Raw genomic sequence first — 22,059 nt, forward strand, 5'->3', positions numbered from 1 at the left:
AACCTGATGTCTGGAAAATAGGGCGAGCGGGGGTCAGGCATCCTGGTAGTCCCACTTGATGTAGCCCTTGGTGTCGGCGGCCCATTTTTCATCGATTTCGACGAGGACGGCGCTGACGAGGCGTTCGAGGGAGGCTTCGTTGGGGAAGACCCTGATTTTGGTGGTGCGGCGTTTGAGTTCCTGCTGGATGCCGCGTTCCATGGGGTTGGAAGTGCGAAGCCGGCGCTGGTGGGGTTCTGGCAGTGTGAAGACGGTGAGGCCTTCGGGGATATTTCGTTCGAGCCAATCGGCGAGCTTTGGTGCGGTGTCGCGATAGGCATTGACGAGGGTTGTGAGAGCGATCTGGGCAGCGGCGAGGGAATTTGCGTTCCAGACGGTCCGGAGTTCTGCGCCGATGCGTTTGCGGATGGCGTGGTTGGGGGCGTGGTGGATGGCGTTTTGGGCGAGGTGGAACTGGCATCGTTGCCAGTGTGCGGCGCCGAAGACGGCGCGGCGTGCGGCGTGCAATCCGGCATGGTCATCGGAGACGATGAATTCGACGCCTCGCAGGCCACGCTGATGGAGGCTTTCGAGGAAGGCACGCCAATGGACTTCGGCCTCGGAAAGGGCGACCGAGACGCCGAGGACACGGCGGCGTTCATCGGGTCCGATGCCGATGGCCGAGAGCACGGCGGCATCGCGGACGACGCCATTATCGCGCATTTTTTCATATCTGGCGTCGAGGATGAGGTAGCGGATCTCGGCGAGGGGTCGGGTGCGCCAGGCGGCGAGTTCGTCATCGAGCAGCTTGCTGGCGCGGCTGACCTGAGCGGAGGAGAGGCTTTCGATGCCGAATTCGCGCATGACGGCCTCGACGTCGCGGGTGGAGACGCCTTTGATGTACATTTCGGCGACGGCGACCATGACGGCGCGGACCGAGCGTCGGCCGCGTTCGAGGGACTGTGGGTAGAAGGGTTCGCCCACGTGACCGGCGGTTTTGGGGACATCGACGGTGATCGACCCGGCCGGGGTATCGATCCGCTTGGGCTTGTAGCCATTGGCGTAACCCTGACGATCGGGGTTGCGCTCGTAGTGACTGGCGTGGAGGAAGCGTTCGCGCTCGATCTGCATGGCGAGTTCGAAGGTCCTGGCAAATACCGTGGCGATATCGCCTGCGCCGTTTTCGATCAGATGTTCCAAAAGTGCCTCGATAATCGTATCCTTTTTGGCGTCCATTCATCGGTCTCCATGTTGGTGTGAACAACTGCATGGAATACCAGAATGAACAGCCCTTGCCGGGGCATGCCCCGGCAAGGGCACCAACTCCCAACCCAAAATGAATTTCCAGACGTCAGGTTACACCACCGCGCATGATTGAGCAACCTGATGTCTGGAAAATAGGGCGAGCGGGGGTCAGGCATCCTGGTAGTCCCACTTGATGTAGCCCTTGGTGTCGGCGGCCCATTTTTCATCGATTTCGACGAGGACGGCGCTGACGAGGCGTTCGAGGGAGGCTTCGTTGGGGAAGACCCTGATTTTGGTGGTGCGGCGTTTGAGTTCCTGCTGGATGCCGCGTTCCATGGGGTTGGAAGTGCGAAGCCGGCGCTGGTGGGGTTCTGGCAGTGTGAAGACGGTGAGGCCTTCGGGGATATTTCGTTCGAGCCAATCGGCGAGCTTTGGTGCGGTGTCGCGATAGGCATTGACGAGGGTTGTGAGAGCGATCTGGGCAGCGGCGAGGGAATTTGCGTTCCAGACGGTCCGGAGTTCTGCGCCGATGCGTTTGCGGATGGCGTGGTTGGGGGCGTGGTGGATGGCGTTTTGGGCGAGGTGGAACTGGCATCGTTGCCAGTGTGCGGCGCCGAAGACGGCGCGGCGTGCGGCGTGCAATCCGGCATGGTCATCGGAGACGATGAATTCGACGCCTCGCAGGCCACGCTGATGGAGGCTTTCGAGGAAGGCACGCCAATGGACTTCGGCCTCGGAAAGGGCGACCGAGACGCCGAGGACACGGCGGCGTTCATCGGGTCCGATGCCGATGGCCGAGAGCACGGCGGCATCGCGGACGACGCCATTATCGCGCATTTTTTCATATCTGGCGTCGAGGATGAGGTAGCGGATCTCGGCGAGGGGTCGGGTGCGCCAGGCGGCGAGTTCGTCATCGAGCAGCTTGCTGGCGCGGCTGACCTGAGCGGAGGAGAGGCTTTCGATGCCGAATTCGCGCATGACGGCCTCGACGTCGCGGGTGGAGACGCCTTTGATGTACATTTCGGCGACGGCGACCATGACGGCGCGGACCGAGCGTCGGCCGCGTTCGAGGGACTGTGGGTAGAAGGGTTCGCCCACGTGACCGGCGGTTTTGGGGACATCGACGGTGATCGACCCGGCCGGGGTATCGATCCGCTTGGGCTTGTAGCCATTGGCGTAACCCTGACGATCGGGGTTGCGCTCGTAGTGACTGGCGTGGAGGAAGCGTTCGCGCTCGATCTGCATGGCGAGTTCGAAGGTCCTGGCAAATACCGTGGCGATATCGCCTGCGCCGTTTTCGATCAGATGTTCCAAAAGTGCCTCGATAATCGTATCCTTTTTGGCGTCCATTCATCGGTCTCCATGTTGGTGTGAACAACTGCATGGAATACCAGAATGAACAGCCCTTGCCGGGGCATGCCCCGGCAAGGGCACCAACTCCCAACCCAAAATGAATTTCCAGACGTCAGGTTACACCACCGAATTGCGTCAGCAGGTCATGCTCGGCCGCAGGCGTTGATGGAATAATCTGCAGAATGTTCGTTTGCAGTCGCTGTCTGTGCCAAGTGCTTGTCTGCCCACAGTGCGACCGAGGTCAGATCTACTGCATGCGAACTTGCGCCCGGGAAGCTCGTCGTGAACGGCAAAGAGAAGCTCGCCGACGTTATCAGGCAACCCCGCGAGGACGTGTCATGCATGCGGCGAGAAATCGCCATTACCGCGCTCGGGCGGTCCGCGTGACGGATCATGGTCCTGCTAAGCAACCGGAAACCGCGCTTTCGCGTGGATTGGCAATCGCCGGGGCTTCGCGAAAGCCCTGGACCAGCAGTACTCCCCCAGGACATCACCTCTGTCATCGTTGCGGTCGCTCCGTTTCACCTTTCGTGCGCTTGACAGGTCTCCGGCCTCAACGTCGCCCGAGCCGGATTGCCAGGATTGATCAAAACGACACCGGCGCGCGACGCCCACCCTGAAAGCGCCAGCGCCACTGATACAACACCAATCCTGTAGTTCGATCAGCACGGCCATCCTGTCGTCCCGACCTGCGAATTCCGACGCTGTCGCGCGCAGCGGCGGTCAAGGATGGCCGAAGGCCACCGCGCTCTTGCGCGGCGCGAAGCGTCCTTGACGGCTGCGAGCACGGCAGCAGCCTCAGAGCAGAGGGACAGCTACCCACTGCCACTGCCTCCTCCGCCAACTCTCCCACACCGTGTCAAACTGCCCCGCACTCATTAAGTCAATTCACTATGGTAACTATCCCGCGCCGTTTATGCGCGGATTCTCACCGCCGCCAACAGAAAACTTCAGTTTAAGGGAAACTGACAGCCGTAGACATGACTGCATGCGATGATCGCCTCGTTCCACTTTTACCCTTGCGCGACGGGGGCGTTCCAGACATGACGCAGAGCCGATTTAAGGAAAACTCACAAACGAGGTTGTAGATGTTAAGGACGGGTGGTTTTATTGAGGATGGCTTTTGGATCCGCGTGTTTCAGCCAGCCTTGCTCATCATACCGCGCATCATTGCCGGCATCCCATCCTTCGCGAAGCGGTCGAGCTCACGAGCATGGGCGTAGATCACCTTTACCATTTCTGGATCGTCCGAGGTCTCGGTAACCTGAATGCCGGTTGGTAAGAGTTTATAGGATCGTTCATACTTTGTACTGTTGGCAAACATGGCCGGCACACTGTTGCTCATAGGGTACGGAAACGGTCGATCCTCAGCGAGGCGATTATACATTTCGATCACGTGAGCCTGGATGAGGTGAGCGGTTGTCGGATTACTCGAGACAGTAGTGTCGATTATGCCATTGGGCATGTAGTCTGTAGCGCGCGTGATCTCCGTATGCCGCTCGAACAGTTTCATGCCGAGCTTCATCGGCCCCATCATGTTGCTGCGGGACATCATCCCCTGCATGTCCGTGGGGGACATATTTGATCCCATGATTCCGCCCATCATACCTCCCGATGAACCAACATCACTTGGCGTCTGGGCGGCGGCTTGTCGGGATCCGAAGCCGAGAAGGGTGAGAAGGCCAGATAATGTGCTGCCAAGGATAGCGGAGACGGTACGACGCTTCATGGGATTTTCACGTTTCTCGATAAGAGGGAGAGATTAGTGTAAATATTAAATTCTAGGAATGTAACTCCAGCGACAAGGCACCGATACGGGGTGACAAGCAGGGTCAGGCGGTCGATGTTGGGTGGGGTTTGTCCATCTGTCCCGCCTAATTCAATGGCAGGATTCGTGGGGAGCGTTGGCAATGGCTGCGAACATGCCAGCGATCAGATGAACCGGAGTGTAGTGCGTGCCTAGCCGGTGCATCCACGGTAAAATGCGCGGAGATGATTGCGCGAGCCGCGCTCGAGATCGGCGTAGACTGCCAGGATTTCCGGCTTTTCGGTGCGTGATGCCGCAACCTGCAGGTCGAAAATGTCGAGTTCCTCGATCAGCAGACCCACCCGCACGGCTTCGGCCTGGCTTTGCAGACCTCTGGAAAGAAGATCGTCATGCATGTTCTGCAACACGGGGTCGTTGAAGCGGCCGATCGGCAGACCCTCCGCGGGGTCGGATAATCCATGTCGCTCCAGCAGGAGCAGGATCATGTCCATATGGGCCTGTTCGGAGCCGCTGATGTTGCCGAAGGGACGCAGGCCCCAGCTATCATGGAGTTGCAGATAGACATCCCGGGCGATCTTTTCTTCTTCGCGCATTAGGAGCAGGTCGGCCCGCTCGTGCGCGGTCAAGGCGACGACGTCGATGGCGGAGGCGAGTGCCGCGCGCGTGGTCTCGACATGGGCCAGCCTATGAGCGCGTTGTGGCGTGATCCGCTCGTTGGGTTGATAGTTCATGGTTATGGTATCTTTCGGTTTCAGGCACTGTTGGATTGCGACCCATTGTCGCGGAATTTTTCGTTATTCCGGACTGTGTCCGGGTGCCGGTTCGGTCCTTAAATAAGATATATCTAAATACATCTGTTCCGTCAAGAACGTGTCGCAAATTTCATGGCAATGGGCGGTGCCACACGAACGCCCGATCATCAGCATTAATCGCCCCTGATGTCAGTTTCCCTTAAAGGGAAACTGACAGAAGATCTCATTGATGCTATCCGCCTTTTCATAGCCTCATCCGCCCGTGCCGCACACTCCTGCAACGCCCCAGCAGATAACTCCAAACGCGTGATAGCTACCGTCCTCGCGGTCCTCCTTCACAGGACATCAGCGAATCACACGCGACGAATCCGAAACAATTCACATTCGAGTCAACGAACAATCAGGCTGATATTATAGAGGCCATTGGTCACGGGCCGAAACCATAACGGAGATCACGATGCGGCAAACTCACCGGGAAACTCACTTGATCGCGCGGATCGGCTGGCTGCGGGCAGCGGTGCTGGGCGCGAACGATGGCATCATATCGACATCGAGCCTGGTTCTGGGTGTGGCCTCCGCGGGCGGCAACGCGCACGGCGTATTGGTGGCGGGTGTGGCGGGGTTGGTCGCGGGTGCCATGTCGATGGCAGCGGGCGAGTATGTGTCGGTCAGTTCGCAATCCGATACGGAGCGGGCCGATCTGGCGCGCGAAGGCCGCGAGTTGGCCGGCAATCCCGGAGCCGAGACCGAAGAGCTTGCCCAAATCTACGTCGACCGTGGTTTGGAGGCCGGACTCGCCGATGAGGTTGCGCGGCAACTCATGGAAAAGGACGCGCTGGGTGCCCACGCCCGCGATGAACTCGGTATTTCGGAGGCGACGACGGCGCGACCGGTGCAGGCGGCGATGGCCTCAGCCGCCACGTTCTCGGTTGGCGCCGTAGCACCGCTGATCCTGGTCCTGGTAGCCCCGGCGAGCGCGCTGCTGGCGGTGGTCGGGGTGGGGTCGCTGCTGTTCCTTGCCGGGCTGGGCATGATCGGTGCGAAAGCGGGTGGGGCAGGCTTGCTGAGGCCGACCCTGCGGGTGACGTTCTGGGGCGCGCTTGCTATGGGCATCACCACCGGCATCGGCGCCTTGATCGGCTCGGCTGTATGAGCGGCGTCATCACCGCGTTCATCGACGGCGGGTTTGGATGATGCTTGCGCATGCCCGGTTGCGCGCGGTGATTCTCGGGCTTCTCGTGGTCGGTTTGGCCGTGGGGCTGATGGCCGATGCGCTGGGATATCGGCAGCTAACGATCGTCGCCTGGGACGCTCCAGCCACGATCGTGGCACTGGTGGTGGCGATCGATTTCATCGCCGGACTGTGGCGGGGCACACTTGGGGTCGATCTGATTGCGTTGCTGGCGATCGCGGCCTCGATCGCGCTGGGGCAGCATTTGGCGGGCGTGATCGTCGCTGCGATGGTCGCCGGCGGTGCGGCACTCGAGGAATATGCCGGGGCGCGGGCGCGTCGGGAGTTGGCGGCGCTGGTTTCGCGCACGCCGGTGATCGCGCATCGCACCCGCGATGGCGTGATCGTCGATATCGCGATCGCGGCGGTGGCGATCGGTGATGAGTTGATCATCAAGCCTGGCGAGGTGGTGCCGGTCGACGGCGCGGTGGTGCAAGGTCCGGCGATTCTGGATGAATCCCCCCTGACCGGTGAGCCGTTGCCGGTGACGCGGGCGGTCGATCAAACGGTGCGCAGCGGCGTGTTGAACGCGGGCGGCCCGTTCGTCCTGCGCGGCACCGCGACGGCGGCGCACAGCACATTCGAGGCGATCGTGCGGCTGGTCCGATCTGCCGAGCGCGAGCGGCCGCCGATGGCGCGGCTCGCCGATCGCTGGGCGGTCGCGTTTCTGGCGATAACCCTGGCGTCGTGTGGCGCGGTCTGGCTCTGGACCGGTGAGGCGATGCGCGCGCTTGCCATCCTGGTGGTGGCCACGCCGTGCCCGCTCATCCTGGCGACGCCGGTGGCGTTGATCTGCGGCATTTCGCGGGCGGCCAAGCGCGGCGTCATTATCAAGGGCGGCGGCGCGCTCGAGCGGTTATCCCGCGCCAACGTCGCCCTGTTCGACAAGACCGGCACGCTGACCACGTGTCAGTTTCCCTTAAAGAGGCTCTTCCTCAATTCGTGTGATCGTAGTGCTGCTTGACGGCTGGAACGGAGACTGGGCTGATGTGGCATGATCAAAAATGCAAAATGGGCGCTTGGATCTGGCCTCGAGCTCTTGGGGTCGGAGTGCCGCGACGGGCGCTGGACGGTCTCGGCCGTGGGACGGGGGAGCGCTCGTTGTCCCGGATGTGATATGCGATCTAGCCGGCGTCACGGTTGGCAGGTTCGCCTTCTGCAGGACCTGCCGGCTCAGGGGACGCCAGTCACGCTGCGCGTCTGCCTTTCACGATGCCGATGTCAGAACCAAGGGTGCGCGCGCAAGACGTTCAGCGATCGGCTTCCCAAAATCGCCCCACCGTTTGCTCGAAGGACCTGCCGGGTGGCCGATTGACCAGGCTCTTCGGCCATGCCGCCGGGTCGTCCGGCAGAGCGCCTGATGGCTAGCCTGGGGCTGCCACAGAGTGATGACACGATTTTGCGTCATCTCAAGCGCCATGCTGGCGCGCCTGCCGAGGCAGCAACGGTGCGGGTGGTTGGGGTAGATGACTGGGCTTGGCAGAGGGGGTTCCGCTACGGGACGATCATGGTCGACCTTGAACGGCGCGAGGTGGTTGACGTGCTGCCTGACCGTTTGGCCGAGGCCACCGGCCATTGGCTGGCGCAGCATCCCGGTATTGAGATCGTCAGCCGAGATCGCGCTGGTCTCTACGCGGAAGGCGCGCGCCAGGGCGCGCCGCAGGCGAAGCAGGTGGCCGATCGCTTCCACTTGCTGCAGAACTTCCAGAAGACGATCGAGCAGCAATTGAGCCGCGCGCCTCGGCCCAACAGGCAACCCTCGCCGTCGCTTACCGAGGCCGAGCCCGTGATCCGCGCTGAATGGATTGGTCACGGGCGGCAGCCAGCGTTGGTAGAACATCGGCAACTGGGTTCAATAGGCCGCAGGGCCGTCAATACGGACAAGTTCAACCAGGTCAAAGCTTTGCAACTTTCCGGTCACCGCATCACCGCGATTGTCCGCCAGACGAAGTTCAGTCGGCGCACCGTTACGAAATGGGTGCAACTCGATGCGCTGCCAGAGCGCAACGTGATGGCGCCGAAGCCGAACACACCAAGCGGTTTTCACGACCATCTTGCTCGACGTTGGGCCGAGGGTTGCTCGTCCGGGCGGGTCTTGCTGCTGGAGATCAGAGACCTTGGCTACACCGGCAGCCTATCTCATCTGGGTCGGCTTCTGGCGGGTTGGCACCGTGCCGGGCGCCCTGTCACTGTCGATGCCGCCACGGCTGCCACGCCCAATTTGATCGATCCATTGACCGGACATCTGGTCTCGCCGATCGTGGCCGCTGCATTGTGTGTCAAGCCGCGCGGCTTGCTGACGGACGCCCAGGCGGCAAAAGTGGATGCGTTCAAGACAATATCTCCCGCATTCGCCACGATGCGAGCATTGGCAATGCGCTTCCGGGGCATTCTGCGCGGCGGCGATGTCGAAAAGCTCACCGTCTGGCTGCATGACGCCGATCTCTCAACACTTTATGGTATTCGCCGCTTCGTCCATGCGCTGCGCCAAGATTTGGCGGCGGTTTGCAACGCAATAACCGAAACCTGGAGCAACGGTCAGACTGAAGGTCAAATCAACCGACTGAAGACGCTGAAACGGGCGATGTACGGCCGTGCGGGCGTCGATTTGCTCCGCGCGCGAATGATGCCCTTCAGAGTCGACCCGAAATCACACGAATTGAGGCAGAGCCCCAAAATGCTGCTCTGGAACAGCACCAGCCCGAGGCGCTCAAAGCATGCCAAACACCACCTATGACGGGCGCGAGATTTCACCTGACCCGCCCTTCGGCGCGTCGATCGTCGCGTACCGTCGACGCACCGATCTGATCGAGTTTCTCATCCTCCACCGGGCGGAACGCGGCTCCTCGTACGAAGGCGACTGGGCGTGGACACCACCCGCCGGCGCCCGTTGGCCCGGCGAACATCCAGATCAATGCGCCCAACGCGAACTCAGAGAAGAAACCGGCCTCACAACGCCGGTGCAACACACCGACCATGGCACCGCCGATTGGCTGGTTTACCGCACCGAAATACCACTCGGAACAAGCATCACCCTCGACGCAGAGCACGATCGCTACGCCTGGTTGAACGTCCAACAAGCCTGCGCCCGCTGCGCCCCCGTACAGGTCGCCGCCCAAATCCGAGCCATAGCCCGCGAACTCGACCTATGATCGGTCCACACCATGCAACGCTACGGGTATCCCCTCACCGATCCGACCGCACCCCCTCGCCCACGCTCCCACCAAGCCCAAACCCCGAAACACCCCACTATCAAACACCCACTATCGTTTTCATGAAAGCGAACCGCAGATGAGGCTGCCTAACAATCTTAGTACCATGACCATCCACACACCCCGCCTTTGCCTCCGGCCCTGGCTCGATCGCGACCGGGAAGCCTTTGCCACGATGCACGCGGACCCAGACGTCATGGTCGATGCCCCAAAGCCCCTCGGCCGAGAGGAGAGCGATTGGAAGTTCGATCGCTACAACGTCTGCTTCGAACAACACGGATTTTGCCGCTGGTGCGTCGAAACTTTGGACGGGTGTTGGCGGCGGTGAGAATCCGCGCATAAACGGCGCGGGATAGTTACCATAGTGAATTGACTTAATGAGTGCGGGGCAGTTTGACACGGTGTGGGAGAGTTGGCGGAGGAGGCAGTGGCAGTGGGTAGCTGTCCCTCTGCTCTGAGGCTGCTGCCGTGCTCGCAGCCGTCAAGGACGCTTCGCGCCGCGCAAGAGCGCGGTGGCCTTCGGCCATCCTTGACCGCCGCTGCGCGCGACAGCGTCGGAATTCGCAGGTCGGGACGACAGGATGGCCGTGCTGATCGAACTACAGGATTGGTGTTGTATCAGTGGCGCTGGCGCTTTCAGGGTGGGCGTCGCGCGCCGGTGTCGTTTTGATCAATCCTGGCAATCCGGCTCGGGCGACGTTGAGGCCGGAGACCTGTCAAGCGCACGAAAGGTGAAACGGAGCGACCGCAACGATGACAGAGGTGATGTCCTGGGGGAGTACTGCTGGTCCAGGGCTTTCGCGAAGCCCCGGCGATTGCCAATCCACGCGAAAGCGCGGTTTCCGGTTGCTTAGCAGGACCATGATCCGTCACGCGGACCGCCCGAGCGCGGTAATGGCGATTTCTCGCCGCATGCATGACACGTCCTCGCGGGGTTGCCTGATAACGTCGGCGAGCTTCTCTTTGCCGTTCACGACGAGCTTCCCGGGCGCAAGTTCGCATGCAGTAGATCTGACCTCGGTCGCACTGTGGGCAGACAAGCACTTGGCACAGACAGCGACTGCAAACGAACATTCTGCAGATTATTCCATCAACGCCTGCGGCCGAGCATGACCTGCTGACGCAATTCACACTGTCTTTGGTCATCTGGTCCAACAACTGCTCACTTCCCCAGCTGATTCAAATCCTCGAACGTTCTGCGTTTCCTGACGGACCTCGTACCCGGCCGATCTGGTTCTCGTGTGATTTAGGCGCCGGGTCCAGGTTGCCGTAAAGGCCGGTCAGTGCCGTCCATTTAAATGGACTCGGCAGCTACGCGCCGTTTATGCGCGGATTCTCACCGCCGCCAACAGACGGGCAATTCATCGGCTACACCGGCATCATGCGAGCGTCCGCTCGTCATCCGCTCGGTCCGCACGATGAGATCGGATGGCGCTTGATCCGCCCCGCCTGGGGCTTCGGCTACGCGACCGAAGCCGCACAGGCCTCGCTGGACGACGCATTCCTGCGCGTCGGTTTGACGGAAGTGCTGGCCTACACTGCGCCGGACAACGTCCGATCCCAGGCGGTCATGACCCGGCTAGGCCTCCGACGCGACCCAGCCCGAGACTTTGCCGCTGCATTCGATGGCACCAACAAGTGGCAGGGCTTGGTCTGGGTAAGCCGCCACACCGTGTAACCTCTCACCAACACCAGACTGTAGGGCGGAAAAGCGACGCGTAATCCGCCTCCTTGCACCCCACCCCCTTTTCGCCGACGCCCCCACCAAGCCAAAACCTCGACCCCTCCCTATATTTAAAATACAGCATTTGAAGTGCTCACAATAGAGAAGACGTAACGGAATCGACTCGGAATATCGGTTACAATCCATTAGATTACATAATTTTTATGAAATGTATGAATCCCGTAGCCTGCCAACGGGGGGTGGGTAATTACCAGTAGAAAAGCCTCTGCGCGCCAATTCCAACAACAAATTCGATTTTCCCCCGCCTGAGCAGCCTGACAAAACCACGTGCTGGCTTTGGGTGACATCGTTTCTCATGAATGTTCAGTTGATACCCCCCAATCCTCGAAAGCGTAGCGGGTGGCGATTTCGGATGTCGCATAACTCCTAACCCATCTTTAGCACTAAAACGATCATAATTTGCAACCAAAGCGCATAACATATTGATATTGTATACTTTATGTTTTGCTTTTATTTGTAGTGCCATAATATTATTGATGATCCCTTGACCCCCCACGGCACCAGCCTCATGTCTCGGCAATGTTTATCCGCAAAACAAAAACCCGGAATAAGTCCGATAACGAAACATACTTCACCTATCGCCTCGTCGCCTCCGAGCGCATCGGTAAGCAGGTCCGCCAGATCACCCTGCTCAACCTTGGCCGCCAGTTCGACCTGCCACAGAGCGACTGGCAGGCCCTGTGCGCCAGGATAGACGCCTTGCTTGCCGGACAGGTCGGTATGCTCGCAGAACCCGAGATCATCGAGACCTTGGCTCAACGATATGCCGCCCGTCTTATTGCGGCCCAGCCAGGGGCAGCCCGATCGGATGCTGGACACCAAGCTCCACCGACCCCGTCGACCGCCGTTCAGGCATCCTTATTCCCATCACCTGCCGCGCCATCTGCAGTTTACGCCGAGGTCGACATCGCCTCGCTGCAACTCATCCGGCCCCGGTCGGTCGGGGTCGAAGCGGTCGGCCTTGCAGCGATGAACTGGTTGGGAATCGATCAGATTCTCCGCGATCTCGATTTCAATGGTGTCCAGCGAGCCGCGGTGGTCGGCAGCCTCATAGGTCGCATGGCAGCGCCGGGCAGCGAACTCGCAACCTGGCGCTGGCTGCGCGAGCGCAGTGCCCTCGGCGAACTGCTGGACGTGGACTTCGAAGCCATGCCGTTGATCCGTCTGTATCGGACCTCCGACCTTCTTGTGCGACACCGTGACAAGATCGAGACCGCACTGTTCAGCCGGATCCAGGATTTGTTTGGACTGCCGGTTACCGTCACCCTCTACGATCTGACCAACACGTATTTCGAAGGTACCGCCAGCGGTAACGCCAAGGCTGCTCGCGGTCGATCAAAGGAGAAGCGAACCGACTGCCCTCTGGTTACCCTCGGCCTGGTCCTCGATGGCAGCGGCTTCGTGCGCCGCTCAAAGATGTTCGCCGGCAATGTCGGTGAAGCCACGACCCTTGAGGAGATGCTCGACGGCCTCACCGCTCCCAAGGGGGCGCTGGTCATCATGGATGCCGGCATCGCGACCGCAGCCAACGTCGCCTGGCTCATAAAACACGGATACCGTTACTTGGTGGTCAGCCGCGAACGCACCCGCCAGTTCGATCCGGATCAGGCGATCAGCACGCTGACCGCGTCGAACGAGACGGTCCAATTGCAACGTGTGCTGAGCGAGGATGGCACGGAGGTTCGGCTCTATTGCCATTCCGAGGGGCGCAAGACCAAGGAGACCGCAATCACTGATCGGTTCATCACCCGGTTCGAGGCCGGTCTCACCACGCTCGTCGACGGACTGGCAAAACCCCACGGACAGAAAAACCTGGCTGATATCCAGCGACGCATCGGCCGATTGATAGAGAAGAGCAGCGGCATCGGGCAACACTACGAGATCATCGTGACTCCCGATGAGACCGGAACCAAGGCCGCGTCGATCACCTGGGTCAAGGTTCCACTCGAGGGTTCAATGCTGACACATCCCGGGGTCTATTGTCTGCGCAGCAATGAAACCACCTGGGACGCCGCCACCTTGTGGCACACCTACACCATGTTGACCGATCTGGAGGCGGTGTTCCGCGGTCTCAAATCGGAACTCGGCCTCCGACCGGTGTTCCATCACAAAGCGGACCGCACCGAAGGGCATCTGTTCATCACCGTGCTGGCCTATCAACTGGTCCAGGCAATCCGGCATAAACTGAAAGCGGCAGGGGAGCCCCTGTCATGGACCCGATTGCGCGAAATCATCTCGGTGCAGCAACGGATCACCGCAACCTTCCAGCAGCGCGACGGTCGCACCCTGCATGTCCGCAAGGCCACAGTCGCCGAACCAGCCTTGCGCCGGATTTATGATGCGTTGGCACTCAATGCCTCGCCAGGAGGGATCCAGAAACTCACCGTCTGATCCCCTTTGGATATGTTTGTAGTGCCACTCGGATTTTTTTAAGAGTGTAAGATGCTGATATTATGCGGTTTATTCGAGGCACTGCTAAATATGGGCTAAAATGCGCGACACTTGAAATCGACCCCGAGAGGTTCGGATTGTTCATCGAATCAGCTTGGTTCATTCTGACCCGATCATGCAGATTGTCATCGTACCTCCCCAGGCCAGTTGGACGGCCGATTTCACTTCCCTGAAGCCGGGCCTGCTGCGAGCAGCGCCGGTCGCTTCCTATATTCACCACATCGGATCAACGGCGGTGTTAGGGTTGCCTGCAAAGGATGTGATAGACATCCAGGTGACGGTGGAGGATCTCGACCAGGTCGAGGACGCCGCCTTCGAGCGGGAAGGCTTTCAAAGCACAAGCATTCTGAAAGACCATTGCCCGCCCGGCCTCGAACTTTCTGAGCGTGATTTGAGGAAGCGGTTTTATCGGGGACGCGGTCGTGCAGCGAATATCCACGTCCGAGAGAAAGGTTGCTTCAACCAACGGTTTGCTCTCGTCTGTCGAGATTTTTTGCGCGCTCGGCCTGTGGCAGCCGCCGCATACGGGCTGATAAAGCAGCGTCTTGCCGAACGCTTCCCAGTTGACGTTGACGCCTACTACGACATCAAAGACCCGGTTTTCGACATTATCGTCGAGGGGGCTAATGCTTGGGCACAGGTCACAGGATGGTCTGAGCCGACCGCCGATTGATTGCCCGCCACCCAACAACGTGCGACATACTGTGTCGCATAACTTGTAGAACACGCAACATCACGTCATTCGAGGGACCACAAGGCATTTTGCCGTCGCGCGTATTTGTCGCACATGGGAAACCACTCCCAGCATAAACTGCGACAAAGGCGATCCCCTTCAGATCGTGACCAACAGTGTGCCGGGACCCGCGCACAATCGTACGTGTTCAGACATCCGGAAAATACCTACCCAAAACATAGGGCTGACACAGTTCTGCGCATATCGGAGTAGTGAGCGTCGCTTTTGGACATCTGGATAGCTTTATGGCGTCTGCTTTCCGCTATTCTTGTGTTTGTGATACAGGCGCCAAGTCCTAATGCCGATATTTGCGAGGCCGGAACCGCCGGGTTTAAGGGAGTGCGGTGGCTTCTCATATGGCATAAACACGGCATGAAGACCGCCGGTCATCGGTCGGGCCGCGATATTTTCTTTTTTGAGCAGCTGTGAAGGGACCTCCCTTTCCGGCGGTAGCTGCCCGAGCGATTGGGGGCACCATTGTTTCGACGGGTGCCTGACGTGCCGCGCAATCTGCGCCCTTTGCCGGACTGGTCGAGTTCTGCTCAATTAGGCGATCATAGTCCCGATGCACCGAGAGGCTGCAAAATGAGTGCATACAACAGCTCGAGCCCCGCTTTTTGCCCACCATTGCTTTTACCATTTTGCTTGCTGAACAGGACCGATCGGCTCGTAGTGCGGAGGTCCGAGGCTCGAGATCGACCGACATTCATTGACCTATTCGCCTCGCCTGAGGTTGGTGCCAACATCGGTGGGGCACAGAAGCGCGATGACCTCGACCGCACGATGCCCGAGTTACCTGGGCAGCGCCCCGGCCTGTTCGTGGTCGAACTCGACAGTGTCATGATCGGGATGATTACGTTGGAACCACGCGACGATAAGCGTTCCGGTCCCTATCTGTCCGGTGCCTTCGAACTAGGCTACCTATTTCTGCCGTCGGCATGGGGACACGGGCACGCCGCCAAGACATGCGCAGCGCTGCTCGCGCGGTTCGCCGAAGCGCAGCGGACGACACCCGTGGTGCTATACACCCAAAGTGCCAACGAGCGCTCGATGCGGCTAGCCGTCAAACTGGGTTTCACTGAGATTGAACGGTTTGAGGCTTATGGTGCCGAACAGTGGTTCGGCAGGTGGACTTTATTATGAGACGCGCTCGAGCTGACGGGACGTGATTATGACCTAGCAAAAGACAGCTCTGGTTCTCGGCGAAATCGGCGGGGAAGTCGCGAGATCGCTCAAAGCCCTCGGTTGGTGGAACCCACCGCTCGTGCAGTTTCAGGCCGCGGCAGCAAACCTTCCCCGCGCGATCCAGGCCGAACGGCCCGTCCTTCAGCGGATTTGCCAGGATGTTTTCCGCAAGGCACTGCTGCGCTATCGGGGCGGGCGGTGTACGCCGGAATCGCTGAACCGGTGCTGCTCCACGCCACCCACATCGTGCCTTGGGCCGAATGCGCGACCGACGCCGAGCGGATGGACGTGCACAACGGGCTGCTGCCGTCGGCGCTGTCGGACGCCGCCTTCGATGCCGGCCTAGTCAGCTTCGCCGATGACGGTGCTGTGCTCGTTTGCCCCACTCGTAGGCTGCGAGGCCGGAATGCGTTCGGCGTGGATCCGGGTCGACGCTGGAAGGACTGACCGTCTGGCACCGTGCCAATCTTGCGTGGTACTCCGCCCAATATGGCTTCGACGCGGAGCAGCAAGGTCACTGATCCTCGGCCTGAGGATCTACTGCCTTCAGCGAGGCGGCGATGTCGGCGATGGACCGGAACAGCATCAGTGCGTCGTCTCTTGACGGCAGGAACCCGCGGCGGCGCCAGAATGTTGCCGCCCCGTCATCGACGGCATTGACGATGAGGGCGCGGCCGCCGATCAGCGCGGCGCCGCTGATACTGCGGGCGAGCGCGTGGTTGAACAGCCCGGTGCCGATCCCCCGCCCGACCCAGGCCAGATCGGTGGCAAGCTGGCCGAGCAGAATGCACGGCACCGGGTTCGGCGGCTGCCCGGTGCGGATCGAGCGCGGCAGGGCGGCGGGAATAATGGCAGTCGGCGCCAAGCCGTAATAGCCGACGACACGGCCTGCCACATGGACGACCATGACCACCGTGAACCCCTTCTGCTGATTGGCCAGCGCCCGGGTCTTCAGCCAATGATCGAGCGAGGTCTTGCCGCAAGAGAATTGTGTTACGTCGTGGCCGGAATTCAGAAGTTCGGGCGCAGAGAGCGGCGGCTCCGCCATCAGCGGTTTGCCGCGCCCTTCTCCCACGGTGCTTTGTGGCCGAGGGATGCCACCATCTCCGGCACCGGGGCGGCGGGCGCGGAGATAGCCTGGACAAACGTCTCGAAGCCTTCGGGGGTCATGCGGAGCAGCGTGCTTTCCATGAGGACCTCTTCGGCGGCTCGTACCGCCGCGTCCCGCACGAAGTCGGTCCGCGACCGGCCGCGCAGGTCAGCGGCACGGTCGATGATGGCGATGTCGCCTTCCGGGAGACGCATCGAGAGCGGGTGGTCTTTGCGTTTGGTCGCGCCGGTCATGCTGGCCCCTTTAGCTATGAGGCGAAGATAGGAGACTGTAGTTTGTTTTGCAATACAAAATCGCTATTGCTCCCGGTCCTTTCTGAAAATAAGGAGATGCCCCCGAACACCACGAATTTGGCGGGGGCGACACCACGAATCTCTCGGGTCATCAAGACGCCAGTGGGGCGTCTTGATCGTGGTTGCAGCAAACCGGCCAAAGCGTGGAATCCCATACCACCCCTTGACGGCAACCTCATCCTCGATGGTTTCCAGGATCGTATTCAGGGCGAGATGAGCCGGAGCAAAGGTCATGCCACATTCTTTCCGGAGCTTCCGCTCAAGGCCGACACGTGACATTGCTTACTTCCGTTGCCGATCGGGATGATTGCGGCCATGACCCCACCCCGTCAGACATCAGTCCGACACCCTCGGGTCGAATGATGAACGCTTCGCGGCTCTCTGGGGACGCTTCATGCACGCTCTTAACCGCTTTGCGGTAGTGAGCAGGATTTTGCGATCTTCAGGTGTGCAGGCGCGATAAAGCTGTATCAAATCCAACTCATCGCGCTCGTGCGACTCTTCTCTGCCGGAAACCAGATACCCGAAGGACGTACCCAGAACGATTGCGATTCGCTGGATGCTCCCGGGGTCCCATCCGATCCGGTCGGTTTCCCATTGAAAGATCAATTTGCGCGATACACCGAGCCGATCGGCAAATTCGGCCTCAGTCAGATTGTTCGTCAACCGAAGCTCGCGGATCCGCTGACCAACCGATTGTACGCCAGCCCTAGTCCCATTCTGGAGATTCTTTCCGGCATTATCCATCGGCAAGACCTTTATCATCAACTTGGGGGTCAAACTCCATCCGGGCTGACGTGGTTCTCGTGGTATAACCTGACGGCTGGATAGCTTGCCGCATCAACGCTGCGATAAACCACGATCGTTCGGCGACCCTGAGGATCATATGCGGCATTGTCAGGTTGACGACGGCTGCGGGTATCCGTAGCGATTTGGCATGATGGATTTGACGCTGCCTCTGCGTTTGAAGGGATATCGCTTTCCTCGATCGGTGATCGCCTATGCGGTCTGGAGCTACTACCGGTTCAACCTGAGCCTTCGGGATGTTGAGGATCTGCTCGCTGCACGGGGTGTGACGGTGAGCTACGAGACGATCCGAGCATGGGTCGATCGTTTCGGGCCGCAGATGGCGTCGCAGATTCGTTGTGATCGGCCGCCGGCAGGCGATAAGTGGCATATCGATGAGATGGTGATCACCATCGGCGGTGAGCCACATTGGCTGTGGCGCGCCGTCGATAATCGGGGTGATGTGCTGGAAATCCTGGTCCAGAAACGCCGCAATGCCGATGCCGCCCGACGATTTCTCCGCAAGCTGATGCGCCGATGGGGTCAGCCGCGCGTCGTGGTGACCGACAAACTCCGGAGCTACAATGTTGCACTCCGCACGGATTGCCGCAGTGCCGATCAACGGTCCCACAAGCGGTTGAATAACCGGATCGAAGCGTCACACCGCCATACCAGGCGACGAGAAAAGATCATGGGTCGGTTCAAATCCCCGGGTCATGCCCAGAGATTCCTCGCTACCCATGACCAGATCACCTCAGTGTTCCGCCCAAAACGCCACCGCCTCTCCGCCCGATCATTCCGCCACGCCAGAGCCGACGCATTTTTGCTCTGGGCCGACTATGCACCCAATCTGGCAGCATGATCAGTCGGGTCTCCGTCAGATCGCACATCTTCCAATCAACTTGACAATGCCCGCGCAGCACTCGCCGGCGTCCGCCACCTGCTCTCACTCGTCGCTATATCAAAGCGTTGAACAGCCGTGGGTTCCGATTGGCCCGTGATTTTGTAAATTTAGTACGAGTATATCAATCTAAATATACGGTAATTGCGAATAACGTGGCTTATACGATAGTTTAACCTGCTTACCCATAAGTCTCAGCCAATTTCAACAAGCGATACGGCATAGGCGGCGCCGTGACGATAGCGTAGCCGAGTCGGGGGATCATGCTGGCGAGGTCGTATCTGCGGTTGAAGCGGTACTCGAACTCGGCGAGATATCGCGGCACGTGTTTGGTGCTGATTGCCCGGTAGGTACCGTTGATTGCGGATTTGATATTGCCGAGCGCGGTATTGACCCATTTGAAGGCGGGGTTGCGAACGGCCGCGGGGCCACTGCCCGTCAGGGTCGGCTGATGCTGGCATCCGGCATCGGTCACGCGATGAAAACAGGCAAGCCCATCACTGACCACGGTGCAGGACGGATCGAGGCTGTTCAATGCAAATCGTGAAATCGCCTGGCCGGTGAACCCGGCCACGCGGCGCAGTTTCAAGCGTGCTGGCTTGCCGTCATCGGTGGTTTCGACCGCGGCGACAAACGGCGTCTTGCCCGGTGCCCCGCGTCCACGCTTGCCGCCCGAACGCTCACCGCCCAGGACCGCGTCGTCGATTTCAACCCGCCCCTTCAGGCGCTTGCGCCCGTCGCGCTCCATCATCGCCTGCTGGATCTTGTGCTTGAGCATCCACGCCGTGGTCTGGCGTACACCGAGGCGCCGCCCCAGTTCGATCGAGGATATGCCCTGTTTGCTCTGCGTCAGATGATACATCGCCCGAAACCACGTGCGCAGTGGCAGCTTGGTCGACGCGAAAATCGTCCCCGCGATCGGTGAGGTCTGGCGACGGCAGGTGCTGCATTGGAACAAGTCGCGCGTCTTGACTTCACTGTAGGTTGTCCCGCCGCAGATCGGGCAGGAAAACCCATCGCGCCAGCGCAGCTTGATCACGACAGCTCGGCATTGCTCCTCGGTGCCGTACAACCGATCAAATTCGGCCTCGCTCAGCCCTTTTTGTAACTGCACCGCATTGCGCGCCATCGAAAACCTCCGCTCATGCCTCAATGTTCCTGTTTTGTACATGACGAAATGCGGCTGATCAAGATGGTTAAGCAGATGGCATTTTGCACACGCGATCCCGCCGGGAATTCTCCATCGCGGAGGATTTATCGATGGAACAACTGGTGTGGGCGACGGGTGGCACGGGTGCGACCGCAGACAGTGGCGCCCCCAGGGCGGGGCGGCCGCCGGCGGTGGACATCCTGACCAATGTGCGTGAGGCGGCACCGACCGCCGCTGCCCTGGCCCGGATCGTGTGGGCGACGACGCGATAGAGTCGGGGCCCTGGCCGGCTGATGCCGGCCGAGTATTTCCAGCATCGGCTATGGGATCGGAGGCTCATGCAGGGTGATCCGGCGCGGTTCATCGGTCTGGAAGCGCAAGGGCGGGTTCATCGGCAAAGCTGCGATCCCGGATGCCTGGCGATCGCCGACGACAAACTCCTGACTGCGAGCGGTGATTGTCGGGAGTCCTGATGCTCTTGTCAGTTCTGCTCCTTAGGCTAATTTCTGGGCATCCGGCCGGCATTAACCGGGAAAAATAACCGGATTAGAGGAGAAGGTTCGGGAACATGACAAATTACGTCATCGTTGGCGCTGGTTCGGCCGGCTGCGTGCTTGCCGCTCGTTTGAGCGAAAATTCTAGCGTAAACGTTGTGTTGATCGAAGCTGGCGGCCCTGACACGGCACAGGAAATCCATATTCCGGCGGCGTTTCCGCAACTCTTCAAGTCAGAGTTTGACTGGGATTTGACGAGCGAGCCTGAGCCCGGCCTGGCGGGCAAACGCGTCTATTTGCCGCGGGGCAAGATGCTGGGGGGCTCCAGTTCGATGAATGCGATGGTCTATATTCGCGGCAACCGGCTGGACTACGATGGCTGGGCCGAGGACGGTGCCGAAGGCTGGAGCTTCAATGATGTGCTGCCCTATTTTCGCCGCTCCGAATGCAATGAACGCGGTGAGGATCAATATCACGGCAAATTTGGTCCTTTATCAGTCTGCGAGGGCCGCTCACGCAATCCGTTGATGGATGCATTTGTGCAGGCCGGGGTTGAAGCTGGGTATCGCGCGAATCCCGATTTCAATGGCGAGGCGCAGGACGGTGTCGGGCTGTTCCAGAACACCCAGCGCAACGGTATGCGCTGTAGCGCTGCGGTTGCGTATTTGCATCCGGCAATGAGCCGACCTAACCTGCGCGTCATTACAGGCGCCCTTGCGACCCGGATTCTTTTCGCAGGCGGCCGCGCCAGCGGCGTTGAAATTGCCGTGCATGGGGAGCTGCAGCAAATCCATGCCGAGACAGAGGTGATTTTAGCATCCGGTGCCTATAACTCTCCGCAACTTCTTATGCTCTCCGGTATCGGCCCGGCGGCAGACCTTGCTGCTTTGCAGATTCCGGTCCGGTTGGATCTTCCGGTGGGCATTGGTCTGCAGGACCATCCCATGACATTGATGTCGTGGTACACCGATACTGAAACCCTGATGACGGCCGCAACCGCAGAGAACGTTGCCAAACTGACCACGGAGGGACGAGGGCCGCTGACGTCGAACATCGGTGAGGCGGGCGGATTTTTCCGGACTCGGGATGGGTTGCCTGCGCCGGATGTACAGTTCCATGCTGCGCCCGTGATGTTCTATGAAGAAGGTATGGGCATCCCGACCGCACATGCATTTGGCTTTGGCCCGTGTGTGCTGAAGCCGACCAGCCGTGGTAAACTCTCGCTACGCTCCGCGAAGCCAGGCTCCAAGCCGCGGATCACGCATAATTATTTTGCGACCGAAGAGGATCGTAACAGCATCATCGAGGGCATCCGCATCGCCCTGAATATCGCTAAACAGCCGGCTCTGCGGTCACATATCAAGGGCGAGCACCAGGTACCCAAGTCGGACAGCAAGGCGGATATCTGGAATTACGTGCAGCAATACACGCACACGGTGTACCATCCGACCAGCACCTGCGCGATTGGCACCGTGGTTGATTCGGAGTTGCGGGTGAAGGGTGTCGACGGCTTGCGTGTGGTTGATGCATCGGTGATGCCAAGCGTCGTGCGTGGCAACACAAATGCGCCGACCATCATGATTGCCGAACGCGCTTCCGACCTGATTCGCGGAGTCGCTTGCTACGTTTGAGGCAACCTTCGGACTGGGCAAGGCCAGGGACGTTTGTCCC

22 protein-coding genes and 1 pseudogene are annotated in these 22,059 nt (G+C 60.0%); 15 read left to right on the forward strand and 8 right to left on the reverse strand.

Annotated elements, in window-relative coordinates:
• Nucleotides 1-33: 33 nt before the first annotated feature.
• The 4 genes from SIL87_RS03260 to SIL87_RS03275 form a co-directional block, all read right to left on the reverse strand.
• Complete coding sequence (locus tag SIL87_RS03260) at nt 34-1,215, reverse strand: IS256 family transposase (RefSeq protein ID WP_319612316.1); 1,182 nt, start codon at nt 1,213-1,215, stop codon at nt 34-36.
• Nucleotides 1,216-1,392: 177 nt separating this feature from the next.
• A complete protein-coding gene (locus tag SIL87_RS03265) occupies nt 1,393-2,574 on the reverse strand; it encodes an IS256 family transposase (protein ID WP_319612316.1) in 1,182 nt (393 codons plus the stop codon).
• A 1,141-nt stretch (nt 2,575-3,715) separates the two neighbouring features.
• Nucleotides 3,716-4,306 carry a hypothetical protein gene (locus SIL87_RS03270; protein ID WP_319612785.1) on the reverse strand — a complete coding sequence of 197 codons (591 nt, stop codon included), beginning with the start codon at nt 4,304-4,306 and terminating at the stop codon, nt 3,716-3,718.
• Between the two features lie 230 nt (nt 4,307-4,536).
• Nucleotides 4,537-5,076, reverse strand: coding sequence for a DUF2202 domain-containing protein (locus tag SIL87_RS03275; RefSeq protein WP_319612786.1), 540 nt, complete (start codon nt 5,074-5,076; stop codon nt 4,537-4,539).
• A gap of 478 nt (nt 5,077-5,554) precedes the next feature.
• Here SIL87_RS03275 and SIL87_RS03280 point away from each other — a divergent pair, with 478 nt between their 5' ends.
• From SIL87_RS03280 to SIL87_RS03320, 11 genes and pseudogenes are all read left to right on the forward strand, one after another.
• A complete protein-coding gene (locus tag SIL87_RS03280) occupies nt 5,555-6,250 on the forward strand; it encodes a VIT1/CCC1 transporter family protein (protein WP_319612787.1) in 696 nt (231 codons plus the stop codon).
• A 37-nt stretch (nt 6,251-6,287) separates the two neighbouring features.
• Nucleotides 6,288-7,292 (forward strand): HAD-IC family P-type ATPase, encoded by a 1,005-nt coding sequence (locus SIL87_RS03285; protein ID WP_319612788.1) that lies wholly within the window; start codon nt 6,288-6,290, stop codon nt 7,290-7,292.
• 30 nt (nt 7,293-7,322) lie between these two features.
• Complete coding sequence (locus SIL87_RS20240; protein ID WP_456304822.1) at nt 7,323-7,643, forward strand: transposase family protein; 321 nt, start codon at nt 7,323-7,325, stop codon at nt 7,641-7,643.
• 15 nt (nt 7,644-7,658) lie between these two features.
• Nucleotides 7,659-8,957 (forward strand): annotated as a pseudogene (locus SIL87_RS03290) (ISL3 family transposase); the annotation flags it as partial.
• 88 nt (nt 8,958-9,045) lie between these two features.
• The gene (locus SIL87_RS03295) at nt 9,046-9,480 is read left to right on the forward strand and encodes an NUDIX domain-containing protein (protein WP_319612789.1); all 435 of its coding nucleotides are present in this window, start codon (nt 9,046-9,048) and stop codon (nt 9,478-9,480) included.
• Nucleotides 9,481-9,646: 166 nt separating this feature from the next.
• Nucleotides 9,647-9,868, forward strand: coding sequence for a GNAT family N-acetyltransferase (locus tag SIL87_RS20130; protein WP_405055206.1), 222 nt, complete (start codon nt 9,647-9,649; stop codon nt 9,866-9,868).
• Nucleotides 9,869-10,864: 996 nt separating this feature from the next.
• Entirely contained in the window at nt 10,865-11,218 is a 354-nt protein-coding gene (locus SIL87_RS03300) for a GNAT family N-acetyltransferase (RefSeq protein WP_319612790.1), read from the forward strand.
• 585 nt (nt 11,219-11,803) lie between these two features.
• Entirely contained in the window at nt 11,804-13,675 is a 1,872-nt protein-coding gene (locus SIL87_RS03305) for an IS1634 family transposase (RefSeq protein WP_319612791.1), read from the forward strand.
• Between the two features lie 175 nt (nt 13,676-13,850).
• Entirely contained in the window at nt 13,851-14,408 is a 558-nt protein-coding gene (locus SIL87_RS03310; protein ID WP_319612792.1) for a GrpB family protein, read from the forward strand.
• Between the two features lie 645 nt (nt 14,409-15,053).
• Complete coding sequence (locus SIL87_RS03315; RefSeq protein WP_319612793.1) at nt 15,054-15,611, forward strand: GNAT family N-acetyltransferase; 558 nt, start codon at nt 15,054-15,056, stop codon at nt 15,609-15,611.
• A gap of 240 nt (nt 15,612-15,851) precedes the next feature.
• On the forward strand, nt 15,852-16,100 hold the full coding sequence (locus tag SIL87_RS03320; protein ID WP_319612794.1) for an HNH endonuclease signature motif containing protein: 249 nt from the start codon (nt 15,852-15,854) through the stop codon (nt 16,098-16,100).
• A gap of 67 nt (nt 16,101-16,167) precedes the next feature.
• On the opposite strand, the gene SIL87_RS03325 is transcribed toward SIL87_RS03320, so the two are convergent.
• Nucleotides 16,168-16,701 carry a GNAT family N-acetyltransferase gene (locus SIL87_RS03325; RefSeq protein ID WP_319612795.1) on the reverse strand — a complete coding sequence of 178 codons (534 nt, stop codon included), beginning with the start codon at nt 16,699-16,701 and terminating at the stop codon, nt 16,168-16,170.
• Nucleotides 16,701-16,997 (reverse strand): type II toxin-antitoxin system TacA family antitoxin, encoded by a 297-nt coding sequence (locus tag SIL87_RS03330; RefSeq protein WP_319612796.1) that lies wholly within the window; start codon nt 16,995-16,997, stop codon nt 16,701-16,703. Before SIL87_RS03330 ends, SIL87_RS03325 begins: the two co-directional genes overlap by 1 nt.
• A 96-nt stretch (nt 16,998-17,093) precedes the next feature.
• On the opposite strand from SIL87_RS03330, the gene SIL87_RS03335 reads away from it, so the two are divergent.
• Entirely contained in the window at nt 17,094-17,333 is a 240-nt protein-coding gene (locus tag SIL87_RS03335; protein WP_319612797.1) for a hypothetical protein, read from the forward strand.
• 60 nt (nt 17,334-17,393) lie between these two features.
• Here the strand turns inward: SIL87_RS03335 and SIL87_RS03340 are convergent, their stop codons facing one another.
• Nucleotides 17,394-17,837, reverse strand: coding sequence for a helix-turn-helix domain-containing protein (locus tag SIL87_RS03340; RefSeq protein WP_319612798.1), 444 nt, complete (start codon nt 17,835-17,837; stop codon nt 17,394-17,396).
• Between the two features lie 157 nt (nt 17,838-17,994).
• Here SIL87_RS03340 and SIL87_RS03345 point away from each other — a divergent pair, with 157 nt between their 5' ends.
• A complete protein-coding gene (locus SIL87_RS03345; RefSeq protein WP_319612799.1) occupies nt 17,995-18,705 on the forward strand; it encodes an IS6 family transposase in 711 nt (236 codons plus the stop codon).
• Between the two features lie 220 nt (nt 18,706-18,925).
• Here the strand turns inward: SIL87_RS03345 and SIL87_RS03350 are convergent, their stop codons facing one another.
• Nucleotides 18,926-19,873 (reverse strand): IS1595 family transposase, encoded by a 948-nt coding sequence (locus SIL87_RS03350; protein WP_319612800.1) that lies wholly within the window; start codon nt 19,871-19,873, stop codon nt 18,926-18,928.
• Nucleotides 19,874-19,956: 83 nt separating this feature from the next.
• Here SIL87_RS03350 and SIL87_RS03355 point away from each other — a divergent pair, with 83 nt between their 5' ends.
• Both SIL87_RS03355 and SIL87_RS03360 read left to right on the forward strand, forming a co-directional pair.
• Entirely contained in the window at nt 19,957-20,166 is a 210-nt protein-coding gene (locus tag SIL87_RS03355; protein WP_319612801.1) for a hypothetical protein, read from the forward strand.
• 296 nt (nt 20,167-20,462) lie between these two features.
• On the forward strand, nt 20,463-22,019 hold the full coding sequence (locus tag SIL87_RS03360; RefSeq protein WP_319612802.1) for a GMC family oxidoreductase: 1,557 nt from the start codon (nt 20,463-20,465) through the stop codon (nt 22,017-22,019).
• Nucleotides 22,020-22,059: the final 40 nt, after the last annotated feature.

It is taken from the genome of Acidiphilium acidophilum, assembly GCF_033842475.1.
In the GTDB taxonomy this organism is placed as follows: Bacteria; Pseudomonadota; Alphaproteobacteria; order Acetobacterales; family Acetobacteraceae; genus Acidiphilium; species Acidiphilium acidophilum.